Origin of the sequence: Fictibacillus nanhaiensis (assembly GCF_019801215.1) — a bacterium.
Lineage (GTDB): Bacteria > Bacillota > Bacilli > Bacillales > Fictibacillaceae > Fictibacillus > Fictibacillus nanhaiensis_C.
Genome location: NZ_JAHVJO010000001.1, coordinates 1,353,053 through 1,371,296 on the forward strand (window position 1 = coordinate 1,353,053; position 18,244 = coordinate 1,371,296).

The 18,244-nt window shown below is 39.5% G+C and carries 11 protein-coding genes and 1 riboswitch; of the genes, 1 reads left to right on the forward strand and 10 read right to left on the reverse strand.

Going from position 1 to position 18,244, the window contains the following annotated elements; all coding sequences use genetic code 11:
* Positions 1 to 29: 29 nt before the first annotated feature.
* The 9 genes from KUV80_RS07020 to KUV80_RS18720 form a co-directional block, all read right to left on the reverse strand.
* Positions 30 to 3,434: an AAA family ATPase gene (locus KUV80_RS07020; RefSeq protein WP_222461937.1), complete on the reverse strand. Its 3,405-nt coding sequence runs from the start codon at positions 3,432 to 3,434 to the stop codon at positions 30 to 32.
* Complete coding sequence (locus KUV80_RS07025) at positions 3,431 to 4,612, reverse strand: metallophosphoesterase family protein (protein WP_222461938.1); 1,182 nt, start codon at positions 4,610 to 4,612, stop codon at positions 3,431 to 3,433. Before KUV80_RS07025 ends, KUV80_RS07020 begins: the two co-directional genes overlap by 4 nt.
* 10 nt (positions 4,613 to 4,622) lie before the next feature.
* Positions 4,623 to 8,366, reverse strand: coding sequence for a helicase-exonuclease AddAB subunit AddA (gene addA / locus KUV80_RS07030; protein WP_222461939.1), 3,744 nt, complete (start codon positions 8,364 to 8,366; stop codon positions 4,623 to 4,625).
* Positions 8,363 to 11,866 carry a helicase-exonuclease AddAB subunit AddB gene (addB, locus tag KUV80_RS07035; protein ID WP_222461940.1) on the reverse strand — a complete coding sequence of 1,168 codons (3,504 nt, stop codon included), beginning with the start codon at positions 11,864 to 11,866 and terminating at the stop codon, positions 8,363 to 8,365. The genes addA and addB overlap by 4 nt, the downstream gene beginning before the upstream one ends.
* A gap of 344 nt (positions 11,867 to 12,210) precedes the next feature.
* Complete coding sequence (locus KUV80_RS07040) at positions 12,211 to 13,287, reverse strand: GGDEF domain-containing protein (protein ID WP_222461941.1); 1,077 nt, start codon at positions 13,285 to 13,287, stop codon at positions 12,211 to 12,213.
* A gap of 113 nt (positions 13,288 to 13,400) precedes the next feature.
* Positions 13,401 to 14,336 carry a GGDEF domain-containing protein gene (locus KUV80_RS07045; protein WP_222461942.1) on the reverse strand — a complete coding sequence of 312 codons (936 nt, stop codon included), beginning with the start codon at positions 14,334 to 14,336 and terminating at the stop codon, positions 13,401 to 13,403.
* A gap of 79 nt (positions 14,337 to 14,415) precedes the next feature.
* Positions 14,416 to 14,503: riboswitch (cyclic di-GMP riboswitch) on the reverse strand.
* Between the two features lie 77 nt (positions 14,504 to 14,580).
* Positions 14,581 to 15,234 (reverse strand): serine/threonine protein kinase, encoded by a 654-nt coding sequence (locus KUV80_RS07050; protein WP_222461943.1) that lies wholly within the window; start codon positions 15,232 to 15,234, stop codon positions 14,581 to 14,583.
* A gap of 105 nt (positions 15,235 to 15,339) precedes the next feature.
* Positions 15,340 to 15,699, reverse strand: coding sequence for a hypothetical protein (locus tag KUV80_RS07055; RefSeq protein ID WP_222461944.1), 360 nt, complete (start codon positions 15,697 to 15,699; stop codon positions 15,340 to 15,342).
* A 319-nt stretch (positions 15,700 to 16,018) separates the two neighbouring features.
* Positions 16,019 to 16,849: an STAS domain-containing protein gene (locus KUV80_RS18720; protein ID WP_222461945.1), complete on the reverse strand. Its 831-nt coding sequence runs from the start codon at positions 16,847 to 16,849 to the stop codon at positions 16,019 to 16,021.
* A gap of 142 nt (positions 16,850 to 16,991) precedes the next feature.
* Here KUV80_RS18720 and KUV80_RS07065 point away from each other — a divergent pair, with 142 nt between their 5' ends.
* A complete protein-coding gene (locus KUV80_RS07065) occupies positions 16,992 to 17,354 on the forward strand; it encodes a DUF2243 domain-containing protein (RefSeq protein WP_222461946.1) in 363 nt (120 codons plus the stop codon).
* On the opposite strand, the gene KUV80_RS07070 is transcribed toward KUV80_RS07065, so the two are convergent.
* Complete coding sequence (locus tag KUV80_RS07070) at positions 17,351 to 17,989, reverse strand: N-acetylmuramoyl-L-alanine amidase (RefSeq protein ID WP_222461947.1); 639 nt, start codon at positions 17,987 to 17,989, stop codon at positions 17,351 to 17,353. The two genes, KUV80_RS07065 and KUV80_RS07070, sit on opposite strands and share 4 nt — an antisense overlap.
* Between the last annotated feature and the right edge of the window lie 255 nt (positions 17,990 to 18,244).

Sequence of the window (18,244 nt, forward strand, 5' to 3'; positions counted from 1 at the left end):
ATGGATAGTTTCCATTGAGTCTTTTTTGTCTATCCCTGATCTAGTCTTACTCGTGTTCCGTTACCAGAATGTTCAGCAGGCTCTACTATTAATCGCTTCGTTAATCTTGCTTTCAGTTCAGGTACGTGTGAAATTACACCGATCGCAAAGTTTTGCACACGTACTTTTTCCAGGGCGGTAACTACCGTATCTAACAGTTCCTGATCAAGAGTTCCAAACCCTTCGTCTAAAAAGAAGAACTGAAGTGGAAATTTGCCACGCAGCTGAATTTGAGCTGAAAGTGCTAGTGCTAATGCTAAAGAGGTTAAGAACGTTTCACCCCCAGATAGAGAAGTAACAGGCCGTTTGATTCCTCCATTGGCATCATCACGAATCACAAAACCACTGTTAGAATCCACTTCAATGGCATAACGCCCTCTCGTCAATTTTGAGAGACGGCTTGAAGCATCACGTGTTACATGCATAAGCTGTTCCTCTGCCATAAATTCAACAAAAGCGTTTCCTCTGAACACACTTTGAAGTTTCCCTATCTGCTCGAGCAAGGTTGACACCTTTTTCTTCTCTTCCTCAAGCTCTTGGAATCGAGAATGGTTTCTTTCAATCGTCAGCCAGTTTTGTCTTGCCTGTCCGACCGCTTCTCTCGCGCTATTCGTTTCATCCTTCAGCTTTTGAAGCTGAACCTCTCTGAAATCCATTTGGTCTTTTGTTATTTTTTCTCTAGGCAGCTTATCTTTCAGTGCAAAGAGCGCGGCTTCATTTGCTTTCAATTGATCCGTATATCGTGTCAGTTCCAGCTCCCAGCTTTGCTGATTCTGTTCGTCAGTCATACTGCTGGCGTATTCATCGTAAGAAGTGAAATCTGAATTATCTAGCTGCTTATTCCATTCTTCTTCTGCCTTTGTTCTTCTTTCTTGTATATCCTCTAAGCGCTGAATAATGGAGTGATAAGCTTTGTCACACTCTAAAAACAATGATTTCGCTTTTTCTTGATCTTCTTCAGCACGTTTATATTTTGTTTGCAGACCTCTCAATTGCATTTCTACAGTCTCATATTCTTCAGAAGCCGCTTTATTTCCAATCCGCTTTTGAATCTTTTCCTGAAGCGCATCAATTTCTTTTTGGATCATCATTTGTTGATTTAAGCTAGTGTTTATTGCAAGTTCCAGTTTTGTCTTTTCTTTTTGTGCTGATTCCAGTTGGTCACTTTGCTTTTCCAAAAACTCAACAGCCACATCCAGGCTTTTTTGAATAGCTGTTTGCCGCGCATCTCGTGTTTGAAATTGTTGATGCTTTAGAGTAAGATCCTCTTTAGAAAAAGGAATAGCTGCACTCTCCCATTCAAGATTTAAATTGGATTTCTTTTTTTGTATCGCCGAAAGCTCTAGCTTTAATCGCTCTGTTTGTCTTTCACCATTTCTATAGTCAAATTCCAAACGTTCAAATTGTTTTTGCTCTTCATCTAAGCGGCTCAGTAAAGCATCATATCTTTGCTCCATAGCTATTCGGTCTTGCTGAATTCCTTTTACTCTTGTGGCATGCTTATCTATTTGATCCTTCTCAAATCCATGAATGACTCCTGCCGATTCTATCGTAATACTATCTCTTGCAGCAGCTGTCTCTATCACGGATTCACCCTGAAATTTATTCCACATGTTAGCTGAGAGCTTTTCAAGAGAATCTTTCATGTGGTGCAGATCATGATAAAGACGGTTCAGTATTTCTTTTGCAGCCTCAAGATCATCAATGGTGCTTTGTTCATCATCATAACGACTCCACTCTTGTATAGGAGAGGGGTGCACCGTTGAACCACATACTGCACATGGTTCATTCTCTTTTAGCTGTGAAGAGAGCTGTGCCGCAAGATGCTTTATCCTGTTCTGCTCATGGTTTTTTTTTGTTATCGCTAATTCGTTTTGCAGCGACTGGGTCATCTGTTCGTTTTCTCTGACCGCCGAACACACTTCCTCGTATAAGCACTGAACATCAAGTGATAAAGTCTTACCTTGTTTATACTCTTCAGCTAGAACATTCTCTAACTGCTTTTTGTTTTGCTCTACTTCTATCAATTCTTTATTTGCTGATTTTAATTCATTCTGCAGTTTTTTTTCTTCAGCATCTACATCTTGAAATCGTTGAAATATTAATAATGCCTGTTGAAACATCGCTCTTTCTTTTGATGTAATTTCAATCGTTGATAATTCCGTCTTTAAAAGGGCTTGCTTGTCTTTCCCTTTTTTCAACACTTGAGCCGCATCTGTCTCACTCTTTTGAAGTTCTTCATACCCTTTAAGTAATTCTTCGTGTTTTTCTTTTTCTTTCTTTAAGGTATGCTTCTTTTCTTTTCCTTCATTCTCCCAGTCAAATGCTTCTTTTAAGCCGCTTTTCTTCTCGATTAAACGAGGTTCTTCTTCGTCTTTCTCTTTTTTAACAAACTCATATTGTTGTTCAAAATCTGTCATCGCTGATTTTAATTTTTGTGTGCGCTTGTGGAGCTCTTCTTTTTCGGCACTGATTTTACTTTCTGTCTTTACTGATTCCTGCCATTCTTTTGCATAAGGTTGTAATTTGTCTGCGCTTCTAGCAAATTGCAGTTGTTGCTTTAAACGTTCCATCTCAGGCTTTAGTTTTAATAAATCTTCCTGGTCGTTTAAAAGCTTTTCATTTTCAGTCTGAGTTTCCCATAAAATTTGAAGCGTTTTTACGTGATCTTCTTCTTTTTTCAAGCGATCTGAAACGGTTTGCAGCATGGCTTCATTATCTTTAAGAAGCTTTTCTGCCTCGTTTAACGAACTCTTCGAAGCGTCACCTAATCCAGCTTGTTCTGCAGTAATTTCATTCAATCGATTTCTTTGATTGTCCGATCTTTTCTTTAACTTTTGATTTAATACATCCCCATACTTCTCCAGCTGGAATAAGCGCTGGAGCATCTGTCTTCTGTCTGCTCCTTTTAACGATAAAAATTCCGCAAACTTTCCTTGCGGAAGAACAACAGCGCGGGTAAAATCTTCAATAGTCAGTCCAATCAGTTCCTGAACAAGACGTGTAACATCTCGTTCTTTATCTGCATGCACTACAGACTCACCATTAACAGTCTCAATCAGCCTTGAAGTGCTTGTCCGAATAGTATACTCGCCGCTTCTTTTATAAGAGCGCTCAACGGTAAAATACTTTTCTTGATCGTTCTGCCCTAGTTGGAATGAAAACGAAACGGAGAGTTTATCTTCAGCCTGATTCATAATGCCATGTGTTCCGCCTGCTGCTCGCTCTACTTTTCCATACAGCGCAAGTGTTACTGCATCAAGGATCGTAGATTTACCACTTCCTGTCGGCCCAAAAATACCGAACACACCGCCTGAACAAAGCTCATCAAAAGGTATGGTTTGATTTTCACGAAAGCTCTGCAGCCCTGAAACACTTAATGCTATTGGCCTCATTCTTCCCTCTCTCCTTCCATACCTTCTTCTCCTATTAAGTCTAAGAAAAGGGATACAAGTGCATCTTCTGGAACTGCACCGCCTGTTTGGCGCTTATAGAATGTTGTGAACAACTCATCAACTGGCAGTTTTTGTGCAGAAACATTGATTTGTTCTTCTGCATTTTGTGTGTAAACAGGTTTTATATGCACGATTCCTTCATGTGCTCTTCGAATTCTTTGGATCTCTTCCATAGAAAGAGCATCTTGTACATGAACAGACAAATCAATCCAGCTGTTATGATGCAAGCCTTGCTCGATTCCTTTAAAAACCTCTGAGACACCATTCTTTGCTTCCCAAATCACGAGTGGTTTCCCGCTTTGCAACAAGATTTCTTCAACTTTTGCTTTCTGATTCGGTTCAACATCAATAATGGTAACAGATTTGGATTGGCCGCTTTCAGAAAAACTATAAGAAAGCGGAGAACCAGAATAACGAGCTTCTGTTTTTGCGCGTTTAATGATCTGCGGTCTATGGAGATGACCTAGCGCAACATATTGAGCTTGAGAAGGAAGACTTTCTGCAGCGACTGTGTATGCACCGCCAATATGAACAGGACGCTCCGAATCACTTTCTTTGCTCCCTGCCACATACAAATGACTCATCGCAACATGAACATTTCCTGGATTAAAATGATGAGATATCTCTTTAAAATAAGAGTCTACCCAATCATCATATTGTTTTCGAACATCAAGCTCTTCAGCTGATTCACTCAGCAGCATTTTTAGCCGCGATTCAGACGGATAAGGAAGGGCAGCTATCTCAAGCATCTCATCTGTTCTTTTAATGGGGATTCGCTGAAGTTCTAAAGTGGGAAGTCCCACTAATGTAATTCCTAATTCTTTAGAAAGAGGAAAAGAGGCTGCGAGCCTGTCTGGATGATCATGGTTTCCTGCTATCGCAATAAATGGACATCTTCCCATTTGGCTGATTCGAGCAAGCGTATCATAAAACATCTGCTCAGCGGCAGCAGGCGGATTCACTGTATCAAATACATCACCAGCCATCAATACAGCATCAATTTTTTCTTGTTTAACGATCTCGACCAATTCGTCCAAGAACGCTTGCTGTTCATTCATTCGGTTTCGCCCTTCTAACGAACGTCCTAAATGCCAGTCTGCTGTGTGAAGCAATCGCATTATAAGCCTCCTATTTCACTTGTAAAATATGTCCTCCGTCAAAAAAGTAAAGATAGCTTTCTTTAACCGGTTTTCTTAGTATTCGTTCGATTGCCTTTGCATAGAGAGTGAGCTGCATTTCGTATCGATTGAACAATGTCTGCTTTGCTCCATTAAATCCATCTGCAAAGCGATTTGTAATCTTATCTGTTTTATAATCTATCAGGATGAACCCGTCGTCTTCTTCAACTAAGCAGTCAATAACACCTTGAACAAGAACATGCTCCTCTTCTCCGTTCCACGCTGCCCTTGTTTCAGATAAGGGAAGGGCCATGCTGAACGGAATTTCTCTTTGAATGTTCGGAGCCTCTATCACTCTCTGTCCGAGTGGTCCATGAATAAAATCGTGTATTTGAGATAGTTGTATATAACGAGATTGTTCAGAAGTCAGCAGCTCTTTGGCTTCCATAGCAGCAAGTTGCATCTGCAATTCCTCTAGAGTGGCTTCGCGTGATAAATCAATATGCTGCATCACCATATGCATAGCCGTGCCTGCTTCAGCCGCGTTCAACTGTGACTCTTGCATAAATCGGGGTCGATCATGTATAACAGGCTGAGCCGCTTTTACAAAATCCGTGCTGCTGTATTCATCGTTAAATTGATACTGTCTTTTAATCTCTGTTACTGATTGTTTAGATCGTGTAACAGAGGAATGAGTAAAAGGATATTTCCATTGTAAACGCTGCTCAATTTCATCCTTTGCCCCACTAGTTATCTCTATGGGTTCGTTTCTTTTCAATTTAGACAATAGTTCTTCTTGCTTTTCTTCTTCTAATTGTTGTAATTCTCCATAATCACTCGCTTGTAAAATTGTAATCTTCCAATCTGTTTCATCAATATAGACTTCTCCTCTGCCTCTTTCTGCAGATGATAACAGTGATAAAAGCGGATCAGCATTTTTATGCCTGATAATTGCTCTTCCGATCCAGTCAAGATAACTTTTCGCTTGTGCACGTTCAGCGTCAGGAAGGAGCCAGTTTTCTTCAAATAGTGAATCACTCCATATGTCTGCCGCTTTTTCTATGTCGTTTACTGTTCCTACCAGGTACAGTTTTTCTTTTGCACGAGTAAGTGCCACGTAAAGAACGCGCATCTCTTCTGCGATAAGTTCCCTCTTTTTTCTGCCGGTGATCGCAAGCTTCGGAAGCGTTGGATACGTTACCCGGTAGGTAGGATTAATGTATTGAGTGCCTAACCCAAGCTCTTTGTGAAGAAGTACTTTTTCTTTTAAATCTCTTGTGTTGAACTGTTTATTTAGTCCTCCTACAAATACGATCGGAAACTCTAAACCTTTACTCTTATGGATCGTCATAATACGAACAACATCTTCCTGCTCTCCTAGCGCCCTTGCTGCACCAAGATCCTTGCCCCGCTCTTGCATCCTCTCAATAAATCGGAGAAAACGGAAAAGCCCTCGGAACGATGTGCTTTCATACATTTTAGCCCGGTCATACAACGCTCTTAAGTTAGCTTGTCTCTGCTTCCCGCCTGCCAAGCCACCCACATAATCAAAGTAACCAGTATCTCTGTAAATATCCCAGATGAGGTCTCTAAGAGAGCCTTGGCGAGCTTGATATCGCCATGATTCCAGCTGCTTCAAAAAAAGTGACACTTTAGTCTTGATCTCAGGATTGTCTCCCTCAGAACTGTATAGCTCAACAGCTCCAAGATAATTGTCCTTTTTTTGAATAAGCCTTACAATTGCGAGTTCTTCCCCTGACATGCCTACAATGGGGGAGCGAAGTACGGCTGCAAGCGGAATATCCTGAAGTGGGTTATCAATCACTTTCAGCAGCGACATCATGACATGTATTTCTGTTGCATCAAAATATCCTGTTGAAAGTTCTGCATGCGCAGGGATTCCCTGCTGTTTAAATTCCTCTAAGATGACAGGTGCCCATTGAGACGTAGCTCTAAAGAGCATAACAATGTCCTTGTATTTAGCAGGTCGCATCGTTTTTGTATGTTTATCAAACACAAGATGAGGAGAATCGTTTGACGCTCCGACAATCTTTTTTATTTTTTCAGCAATGACACGGGCTTCAAGCTGAACCGTCTCCAAGTCTGACTTTTCCATCTCACCTGTATCCAAACCTTCTTCATCCACGACAGACTCGCTTTTATTAATTAAGATCAGTTCTGGTTCATTACCAGGCTGATCAGGATAGTATGTCGCACCTTGCTTCAGTTCAGCATCCTCACTGTACTCGATCTCTCCGACTGTTTCGTTCATGATCTGTTTAAACAGAAAGTTAGTAGCTTGAAGGACACTGTTACGGCTTCTGAAGTTTTTCGCTAAGTCAATTCTCAGTCCTTGTCCGCCTTCTTTTGTAAACTGCTTATATTTGGACAAAAAGAGAAAGGGTTCTGCCAAACGAAAACGGTAGATGGACTGTTTAACATCGCCAACCATGAATAGATTCCCACCATCAGAATCCTTTGAAACAAGCCTTACGATTGATTCTTGTACAAAGTTTGTATCTTGGTATTCGTCAACTAAAACCTCTACAAAACGCTCTCTATATTCATGCGCAGCATCAGATGGAACGGGGTTTTCCATCGTTGAACCTTCCCCTTTTAACACTTGAAGGCAATAATGCTCAAGATCACCAAAATCCACAAGTGATTTTTCGCGCTTCGCTTGTGAATAACGTCTGCCAAATTTCTTTACTATGGAAGAAAGTTCATTTACAATGGGTGCCATTTCTTCAATATGTGTAACATAAGAATCAGGATGGCGCTCAAAGTAGTCTTCTTTCAGGCCGCTCATTTTTTTCTTCACGCTATCTCTAATCGCTTTTACTTTATTCTTCAAGGTTTCGTCTACATCTTTCCCACGAACCGCTTTTAATTTTGGAGGCTCATAGGATTGGAACACTTCATACAATGCTTGCCAGCTATGTCTCTTGTTATTTAGTGCATATAAAAACTCTAAATCTTCCTCTAATGTCGCTGCATACGGAAGAGGCCCTCCAGGCATATGTGCAAGCGCAATTGCACGTTTGGCCATCGTTTGAAGTCCTTCTAGTTGAAGGGAAATATCTGAGATCAGTTCTTTTGTCCATGGAAGGTCATCGATTGATGATGCACCTAACTGATAAATTTGAGCCATCTGTTCCAACCAGTTTTCAGGGTCTGGATGACTTCGTGCAAAATCATAGAGTGAGAGAACAAGCTTTTGAAGATCCATATCATTTCTGTCTGAGCTATAGGCATCTACTACTTGATAAAAAATGTTGTCTTCACCCTTGCTGTACTCTTCTTCAAAAAGCTCCTCTATCACTTCCTGCCGTATCAGTTCAGCTTCTGTTTCTTCCGCAACTCTAAATCCTGGATCAAGATCTGTTTCATAATAATATTTCCTGAGAACTTCTATACAAAAAGAGTGAAGAGTAGAAATCGACGCTTTATTTAATAAATTTAATTGTCTTCGCAAATGGAGAGAAGAAGGATGCTGAGTAAGTTCTTTATCAATTGCTTCACCTATACGCTTTCGCATTTCAGCTGCTGCTGCATTCGTAAAGGTAACGATAAGCAGTCTGTCCACATCTGTAGATTGTTCACGAATCATCGTAATGATTCTTTCTACGAGAACAGCGGTTTTACCTGAACCTGCCGCTGCAGCGACGAGTATATTCTCTCCTCTTGCTCCAATCGCCTGCCATTGTTCATCCGTCCATGTTGAGCCTTCTGGTTTCGGGATTAACGTTTTCAAACGAGTTCTCCCCCTTCCTCCTGCATTTTTTCTAAGATGATATCGTCCTTTTCGAGTTTAAGCTCTCTGTACTGATTCTCTTCAAGAGTTTGATCAAATTGACACACTGGTTTATAAGAACAATACGTACAAGGCACTTTCTTCTTCATTTCATAAGGAGATATATCAATCACACCATCAGATATACCTGTGCCGCTCTTTACGGCCATCTTTCTCGCATGGTGTCTCATCGTCTGAAAATGAGACCTTGTTGCAACGGAAGAATGTGATTTATGAAAACCACTTGCTGTGAGGGCAACCGGAATAATATCGGACCGTTTTTCCATGGTGTGATCCATAAGCTGAACCGCTTCTTCTTCTGCTAATACAAGGCCTTTCATCTTAAATTTTTTCATCACTTCTTTTTCAATTTCCTCTGCCGTTAAAAGTTTCTTTTGGTTTAAGAGAGGATTATGAACATGAAAATATAAAACTCCTGCAGGAATTGACTCTTGACCTAACCATTTTTGTGAGTGTGTTACCGCTACATCAAGATACGTAAGCATTTGGAGTGCTATACCGTGATAAAGTTCTGACAAATTCAATCCTGTTGAACTCGATTTGTAATCGATCACCCGCATTAAAAGTCCGTTTGAACTACTCGCTGTATCCACACGGTCAATACGTCCTACAACTTCCATCGTTGTTCCGTTTGGAAGCTTGTAATGAAGAGGTGGAAGCGGTCCCCCTGATCCGAATGCAAGTTCAAGACCAGCTGGAGTGAACCCGCTCGCCTTAGCATGTTCACTTAATATATGCGATGCTTTTCCGACTACTTCTTTCAGCTTCTTTTTTATATAAAGATGACGATTTGAACTTAGCAGGATTTCGTGCTGCAGCTGTGGCGCTAAAAGGTCCACAATATCTCCAGCCATCCGGTAACAGTCCCCTTTTGACAGATCTCTCCAAGACACTCTTCTCTGCTGTAGTGCATCGTTCATCTGTTTTAATGCAGCATGAAATAACTGTCCGATATCTGGAGCTTCCAGCTTATACATCTGCCGTTCTCTTAATTTCAAACCATAAGACACAAACTGAGAAAACGGGCACGATTGAAACAGTTCCATGCGTGATATGCTCGTTAAAATACTTTCACCATACAGCTCTTTTGAGACTTCTTTTCCTAACGGTACTTCACGATTAAAGTAAAACAAACTTGATAAAGCCTTTTGGGCATGACGATGATATTGTTCATCCTTGATTATCCAATTATAAACATCCCACCAAACAGAAGAGATGGGATAACCTTTTTTCCATTCACGAAGCTGTGCACTTAAATAAGAAACACTTTTTACGGGGTGCTGAACAAATGCAAGATCTTCGTCTAATCCAGGCTCATTTTGATAAAGATGTTCTTTTACAGAAGGAAATAAATCTCTTAGCCTTTGGATGACCATGGAGGGCTGCATGGTTTTCCCTTCTTCATCTGCAAGTGCATAAGAAACAAACAAACGGTCACTAGCGTTTGTTAATGCTAAATAGATCATCAATTGTTCATCCAGCAATTTTCTGCGTGCTGACGGTGCCAGAACAACACCATTTCGTTCAAGGGCTTCACGTTCATCTTCAGATAAAAGGCCATCATCCTTTGGTTTTGCAGGGATAACGCCGTCGTTCACACCTAATAAAAAATTTACCCTTACATCTGTAAAACGAGATCTTTCAAGAGTTCCGGCCAGGACTTGATCGAGTGACGGTGGAACAAGAGCAAACTTCATGCTCTCCAACCCTGTTTCAAGCATCTGCAGCCATGTGTCTTTTGAAAGGCGTTCTGTTCCTGTTAATTCAACCATCTCATCTAATAGATTGAGAACAGCATTCCAAACCTGATCGTGCTCCCTTGCCGCTCTTAGCTTTCCAGAAGCTTCTGCTTGCAGCTTCAACCGTTCGAGTTTCATTGGAACATGAAGATCTTCTAGAAACTTATAAAGAACCGTGCAATAATCCACCACCGTTACACTATTTGATAAGCCTCTTGATAGTCTATCTAAAGGTGAAACAATCATATCTCTTAGATCATTGATCAATTGCTCTTTTTCGTCATCGCTGGTCGTTTTTCCAAAGTCATCCGCTTCATATCCTCTAAATCTCTTATACTTCCACGGCTTGGAATCCGTCCATCTTTTTCCTTGAATACCAAGAGCTAATACATAATTTTCGAGTTCATCCATGCCTCTTCTTATTTCAGAGGTTGTTTTTCTCATCTCATCGAGGGGATAGAGCATATCTGTCTTCACAGCACGAAAAACGGCTTCATAGCGCCAGTTCTTTAAAACAATATCTAAAGAAGATCGAATCAGTTCAACTAACGGATGGTGAAGCATCGATTTTTTTTGATCCAAAAAGACAGGAATGCCATAATCAGCAAAAATCGTTTCAATAAGCGGCTGATAGGAGCCTGCATTTCGAACTGTAACAGCAATATCACGGTATCGGTAACCGCCATCACGAACAAGTTCAATAATGTTTCGGGCAGCACCTTCAACTTCTGCTCTCAAGTTAACTGCAGCTGCAAGATGGACACCGTCATGATGAGATGAACCTACCGCAGGTCTTCTGTCAAAGTTTCGTTCAATATGCGCAATGGATGAAGATCGGAACTTAGGAGTTTCATGCAGAACAATTGGATCAATGATTTCCACTCCACGTTCACGTGCTTTTTGGGTAAGAACTTGTAAGGTTTTCTTTGTCATATAAAACAAATCTAATTCATGCGGAGTTGATTGGGTATCATCCGTGTGCTCTGCGGTAAGAGCAATCGTCACTTTTTTCGCATTGGCCATCAATTCAGCCGTAACCTCAAGTTCTTGTGGAGTGAAAGAATGAAAGCCATCTATGTATATCTCACAATTCTTGATTGTTTCAGAAAAAGGAGTTTTTTCCTGCATCAATTTCAAGTAATCTTCTGAATCCAAATATTTTTCAGCAAGAGACTTCTCAAGAGAACTTGAAATAATGCTTAAATCAGACAGTTTATCTTTAAGTACTTTTTTATTGTTTTCCTTCTGACCGAGCGAGAGCAGTGTTTCTGCATTCCACGACAGATCTTCTGAGGTTACACAATAGCGCTTCAGTTCGGTCATCATCAATTCGAGTAATTCATAGAATCCATTTTGTTCAGAAGCTTTTTTAAAGATTTTAAGTTCTTCTTTTTTATGTTCGATAATTTTTCTAAGCATCATCCGTACACCTGTGCTCGTAATGTGCAGCCTCGTCATACCTCCTGTTTCTCCGAGAACACGCCAAGCGAGCCGGGAAAAACTAAACACTTGCGCCCTCATCAACCCCTGTAAACCTGGTGAAGCAGCTAATTTATACTCAGATTGAAAGGTCATCTGATCTGGCACTAAATAGATGATAGGACTTCCAGATGGATCCTCTGCAAGTTTTTGCTGAATGTCTTGAAAGACAGAGTGGGACTTTCCGCTTCCGGATCGTCCCAAAATAAATTGCAAGCTCATATTTTCAACCCCTGTTCCGCACACAATATTTCTCTTTTTATTATCTCACAATCTAGTATTAGGGCAAAGGATAGTATCGTTAAATCGAATCAAAAACCCCTGGTATTTAAAGGATATGACTGTTTATAAAAAAAGAACGTTTTCGCAAACGTTGTTGCTCTTGAAAGTGATTGATTTCCGTTTCAGAATGTTTGCTCTCCACGGGGCGTGCGGTGAGGCTCCCTCGTGCAAGCACCATTAGGAGTCTCGCACCTTGCACTCCAATCATCTTTTCAAAGAAGCGAATGGACAAAATGAGCCGAAAGCAAAAATCTTTTAGAAACAGCCAAAAAAAAGAAAAGCAGCTAAACGATCAGCTGATTTTCCTCACTTTTTAGTTTATCTACTTTTAATGTGTTTCTACCATCTGATTTTGCTTCATAAAGCAGCGAATCTGCTCTTTGGATGATATCAGCTGGACTATCCTCTTCTGCATAAAAAGCAACGCCATAACTTAAGGTTACAGGCAGCTTCCTGTTTTGAGATGTCGTATAAGGGAATTGATACAGATGTTGATTCACTTGTTCTATCGTCTTTTTTACGACAGATTCATTTTCTGTGTTCATGATCCAAGCAAATTCTTCTCCTCCATAACGGTATGCCGTTCCATCCTTAGAGGAAAGATATCTTTTAAATGTTGCCCCGACCATCTTAAGTACTTCATCACCGATAACATGTCCATGTGCGTCGTTAAATCGTTTAAAGTGGTCAATATCACAGAGCACTAACGTAAACGGAGTTTTCAGCTTTGTTCTCTCTAAAACATCTTCCTGAAACTTTCGATGATTCAGTAAGCCTGTTAAATAATCTTGAACGGATTGCAATTGATACATGTTTTTCTCAAAATAATATTGCCTTTCTTTAGAAGCGATAATCCCGCCATACAAGGCAATCAGCCACAGAAACGTACTTTTCATAAAAAAGTTAAAAAAGGTTTCTGTACTTTGAATACCACCATCTCGAATAAAGAAGAACAAGTACATGGAAAAACTTAAAGCCGCTAAAACAAATGATCCTCTTAGTCTCCAATAAAGAGCCGCATGGATAACAATTAAATAGCCGACAGGCATAAACGGACTTTCCGATCCACCTGTAAGTGCCATTAGCCATATGTAACAGACGAAATCAAACACGATACCCCCACGCGTAAATAGGCGATAGTACAATGATTTTTCATGAAAACGGTACAAGACAAACTGTGTTGCTGTCATATAGACAATCCCAATAGTTAAAAGGATAAGAAAAGTATCATGATTAAAGTGTAAAACATCTGCAATAGGAGGGTAATAAAATAACGGAATACATAAAACTAGAAAGAACCACCGTAATAAAGACGAGATGGTTTCTGATCGATGTTCGGTAATAACAAAAAACTCTCTCATGCTGCCATCTCCCTCTGCATTTTTCATGATAGGATTTTAAAAACATCATATGGTCTTTCTTTACTAATCATACTTTTACTTACAAATCATTTAAACCATACTTTAGTAGCAATTTACGCTTTAACTTCCCTTTTTTTGCTGTACATCCGTTCGTCTGCTAGCTGAAGGTAATAATCAATGTTTTCACATGCATCACTTAATAGCTCAATCGCTCCATAGGCTAGTGAGATTGATGAGTTCCATGCAATAAGTTGACTTTCTAATTTTTCTACAAGTATGTACGCTTCGGTCTCAGTTAGGCCAGGCAGTAAATAAACAAATTCATCTCCTCCAAACCGGAACCCAGACGACAATTTCAACCTCTTTGATAATTCTGCAATCAGCTGCAGAAGTTCATCACCTGCATGATGACCATACTCGTCGTTTATATGTTTAAAGTTATTAATATCAAACATGACGAGTGTAATTGGCTTTTTGTAAGTATGAGCGTTATTGATTTCCTTCTCTAAACAATCATAAAAATAGCGGCGGTTATAAAGGTTTGTTAATGGATCACGGATACTGATCTCTTTCAGATCTTTAAACTGCTGAGAAGAATAACCACTCAAAAAGCCTGTAATAGAACGGTGTGCCACAGTGTTCCAACGATCTAACATAAATAACTGAACATGTATGGGCTCTTTTTTCATAAGCCCTTTTATTTCAGTTAATACCGCTTCTCTTATACTCGTTGCAAAGCAAGCAAGTGCCTGATGGGGAATATGCTGATGTTTAAAGAAATGAATTCCTGAACGGAAAGCCAATGCCTCCGCTTGGTTCAAGAAGAACCGAAACCGATCCTCCCCCAGAAATACTGCATGTACAGTTCCACGAAGGAACTTCCAAAGAACTTTTTCGTACTGTTGTACAAATCCATTCATGAATGTGGTGAAGTCATCATATTTTCTTAAATCTTCATTATGTGTATGTAACATCCTTGGTATGGACTTCATAATCCTTGTAAAAATGTTCTTTTTGAGTGTGCGAATTTCTAGTTGGAAATCTTCCATTTTTGCAACCCCTCAAATCATAAAAATTACATACAAAAAGCCATTACCCAAAAATAGGGAAATGGCTCATCCGTTTCCCTTTGGCAACCGGCTACCATCGTATGTTTACATACTTTAGGCCCATAGCTTTGCGTCCCAGCTTTTCAACTGGTTTGCCCTTATTACAAAGGTTTCTATTCATTTATAGATAGTATATCCTATAAAGGTAAAAAGTGCCAATACTTTTTATGGGTATTTTATACTATTATTTTATACCCTTGTTTTTGGCTAATTTTAACTTACGATAGTATCTATACCCCATTCGAACTAAATTTAAAACAAAATAAGGAATTTGGATCGGAAAACGATACAAAGTTCTTTTATAAAAGGAGAAATAAGCTTTTCTTAAATCTTTCCATTTCCGGCACATTTCTCTTTTATAAAAATCAGAAACATCCACAATGATTCCTTTTCCATTTGAGATCATCACATTCTTTCCATGTACATCACTGGGATAAAGCCCTTGTTTTTCAGCGTATTGAATGGCAGCATCGATATCATGAATGACGCTCTCTGGAATTCTAATTCCTTTATGAACACAATCATAAAGGGTAATACCTTCAATTCGCTTCAAAATAAGAAATCTTTTTTCTGTATAATAGCAAAGTGAATATCCAGGATGTTCCCCTAAACGCGCATATGCTTTTTTTTCTTCAAGAAGACCCTGTTCTCCCCGTCCGTAAATTTTCACAACATATAATGGATAGTCTGGATGAAAAAAAACAGCTGCATAATTTCCACAGCCTAACATCTTCCACGGATGAGGTGTATGAACGGGGCATACCGGATCAAATGGACTACGGCTTTCTATCATGATTTCTTTATTCAATTGTCTCGCGAGTTGTATAAACTGTTCCATTCGTTTCCTCAATTTCTGATTTCTTCCGTGCTTACAGGATTTTATGCACTACGTATATTGTATACAGAAGGTACTTAAAAGGAAACTAATAGGGATGTGTGTTTCTTAGCTTGTTGTGACTCGAAGATAGGTTAACATGAGGGTTTCAGCCTTGTTTCTTAAGTGGACATTCGGAAATCTCATAATTTCCCGATATCCCCGAATGAATATTTCGTATTCTGTAATATCATTGTCACGCCGGCCATCCATCACTTTAATCTTTCTTTTCTGAAGGTCTAACCTAACATCATGCAGATCTTTACTAACTTGATTCATCATTTGTTCGATCAATAGAATATACGGCTGCTTCAACTTAAACGGAGAGCGGTTCACAACCTGTAGGTCCCGATTAAAGAGCGTTAATACAATCGGATACATGACAAACTTTTCAATGAGAGAACGCTCTTCTTCATTTCCGTATTGCATGTCTTCCCCTCCAATCTTAAGAAGATGAAAATCTAAATTGTACAGATAAAATATTATTTAGGTTAAAAGTTCGTATTTGCTTCCGAACGCTACAATAGGCGGTTATCAGTTTCCCGTCGTACGCATATGGGGTAACGAGCCTGTGAGTAATCACACCCTTATCCGAAACATAGATCATCTCTATCGCTCCCCTTTCCTGGATGCATCTCAAAAACATGTTCGTCATGATAAAACCTCCTTTTTTTATATTATATGCGAACAAACGTTCTTTTTATACTAGAAAAAAATACCTGCCTTATATGGCAGATATTTTGCATGATTAATTTGGTTGAGGAGCGATTCCCATGGCTTCAAGTTCTTGATAGAGATTACCGGAAATTGAGATTTCTTCAAAACTGATGCCAAGAGAAACGACAGTTTGCGCTAACTCAGGACGCATTCCGCTCAGTGTAACCTTTACTCCTAACAGTTTAAGTGAATTGATGACTTTAAATAAATTATGAGCCACCATCGTATCAATAACAGGTACGCCAGATAAGTCGATAAATAAATGCTCCACTTGAAGCTCCGTACATTTCTCTAAAGAAGTTTCCATAATTAATTTTGACCGGTGTGTATCAATCGTACCTACAAGTGGAAGCACCGCAACAGACCTTGTTAACCTGACAACGGGAACAGAAAGCTCTTCGATCGCTTCTCGAGCAAGGCCGAGTACTCGGTTGTTCTTTTCAACATAAGCCAAACTGAATGCATGTACCGTTTCATCCAATAAAGGATCGATGATTGAAGCGGCTTTTAACACCGTTTGTACGGAGAAGTTTTCATTATCAATTTCGTTACGTATAAAATCCCATAAAACCACTCTGTAGTAACGAGTGCTCTTTAAAGCCATATCTAAAGGTATTTCGAATTGAACAGCGAGTTCACCATATTTGTGTCCCCACGCAATAAAACGTCTTTCAACATCCTCTAAATCTTGATAGAGAGCTTCGCCAAAGAAGGTGAAAAGTTCTCCTCGAATCTCAAGAACTTCGTCTGTCAAAGGAGAGGTATGTTCTCCATGTTTCTTCTTTGTTTCATCAATTTTTCTAGCGAAATCGTATTTATGCTTAACTATTTTCTCCCCTAATTCACGCAATTGACTTTCCATTTCTCTCTAATCCCCCTATAGAAATCTAAATGATTGCAAACCCCAAATATATATACCACTATTATACTAGTGATAAACCTATTTTTTTAAAAAATGCTAATTTTATGTCGTGTTTTGCGAAAATAGCTAGTAAGGAGGTACTATGAGGCTTTTGATTGGATTTCTTTTCGGATTATTTGCGATGTCTCATTGGTCAACCTATGCATATGCATGGGAACTAAGAGCCGTCTCACCCATTGAAAGGGTCGGAGCTGTATTAACAGGGGTAGCCATCTTAATCATACTCTTGTTGTTCATTTATAAACGCTATAACTCTTCTTATTTTCACGGATTCCTGGCAGCTATCGGCTTATTCCTAACGGTTGATAACATCTTATTTCATTGGGTGTTTCAATTGCACCGTATAACGAGCGGACCTGAAGCAAATTGGCTTGAACCTGTTTTCATCATGATCGGTGCAGGATTCGTGTATTACGCCTGGAAAAATGAACAACCACAGAATTAATCATGTTCAATAAACACCTCAAATCCGGCAGTTTTTGCTTTTAGAGCGAGTTTTTCAGCGTTCTCTCGTGAGGAAAATGCACCGATTTGAACTTTGTGATGTTTATGTGATTCAGATTTTTCTCTTTTCAGAAATTGTTTTTTCATTTCACGTTTTACATCTTCAATAAAACCAGGGAACGTTTTATCATACTGATGAAAGCTGTTTAAAGGATCTGTTCTTCGCTTCGGATCAAGCTGGAAATGTCCTTTAATATGATGGTTCGCGTCCCATTTATACGTTTTACACAAATAGGCAAAGAACCAAACGTACCTTAAATAAGCTTCTTGAAAGTCAATCGAAGGACCATAGCACAGCTCAACACCGATTGACCATTCATTGGCGTCAGACAAATTAGATCGCACATGCCATGCTTTTTCATGTAAAGGAATGATTACTAAGATTTGTTTGTCATCAATAAAAACATGAGCTGACGATGCCAGTTGCTTGCTGTTGAAGTATAAAAAGTTTTGCATGGCAGTTGAGTCTGGATTTCCAGTGTCGTGCGCAACGGCATATCGGGGAACCCGATTGCCGCCAGGTCGCTGCTTTAAATTTTTTTGTAAGTATTGATTCGTAATCGTGTACTGTTTCATTCATACACCTCCACAATTTCCTATCTCTATAAGGTGTTTTAAAAAAGTAAAAAAGAGCCATTTAGGCCCTTTTTACATTCCACCTGGTTGCGATTGTGTCGTGATCGCCCAGATCCAATAAGCTATTCCGATTAAAAAACCGATACTAAGAAGTACAAAAAACAACGTTGTATTTTTCATTCATTTATTCCCCTTAACCCTTTTACTTTCTTTCTTATTAAATATAAACTATCATATAGAAAGAGAAGAAACAAA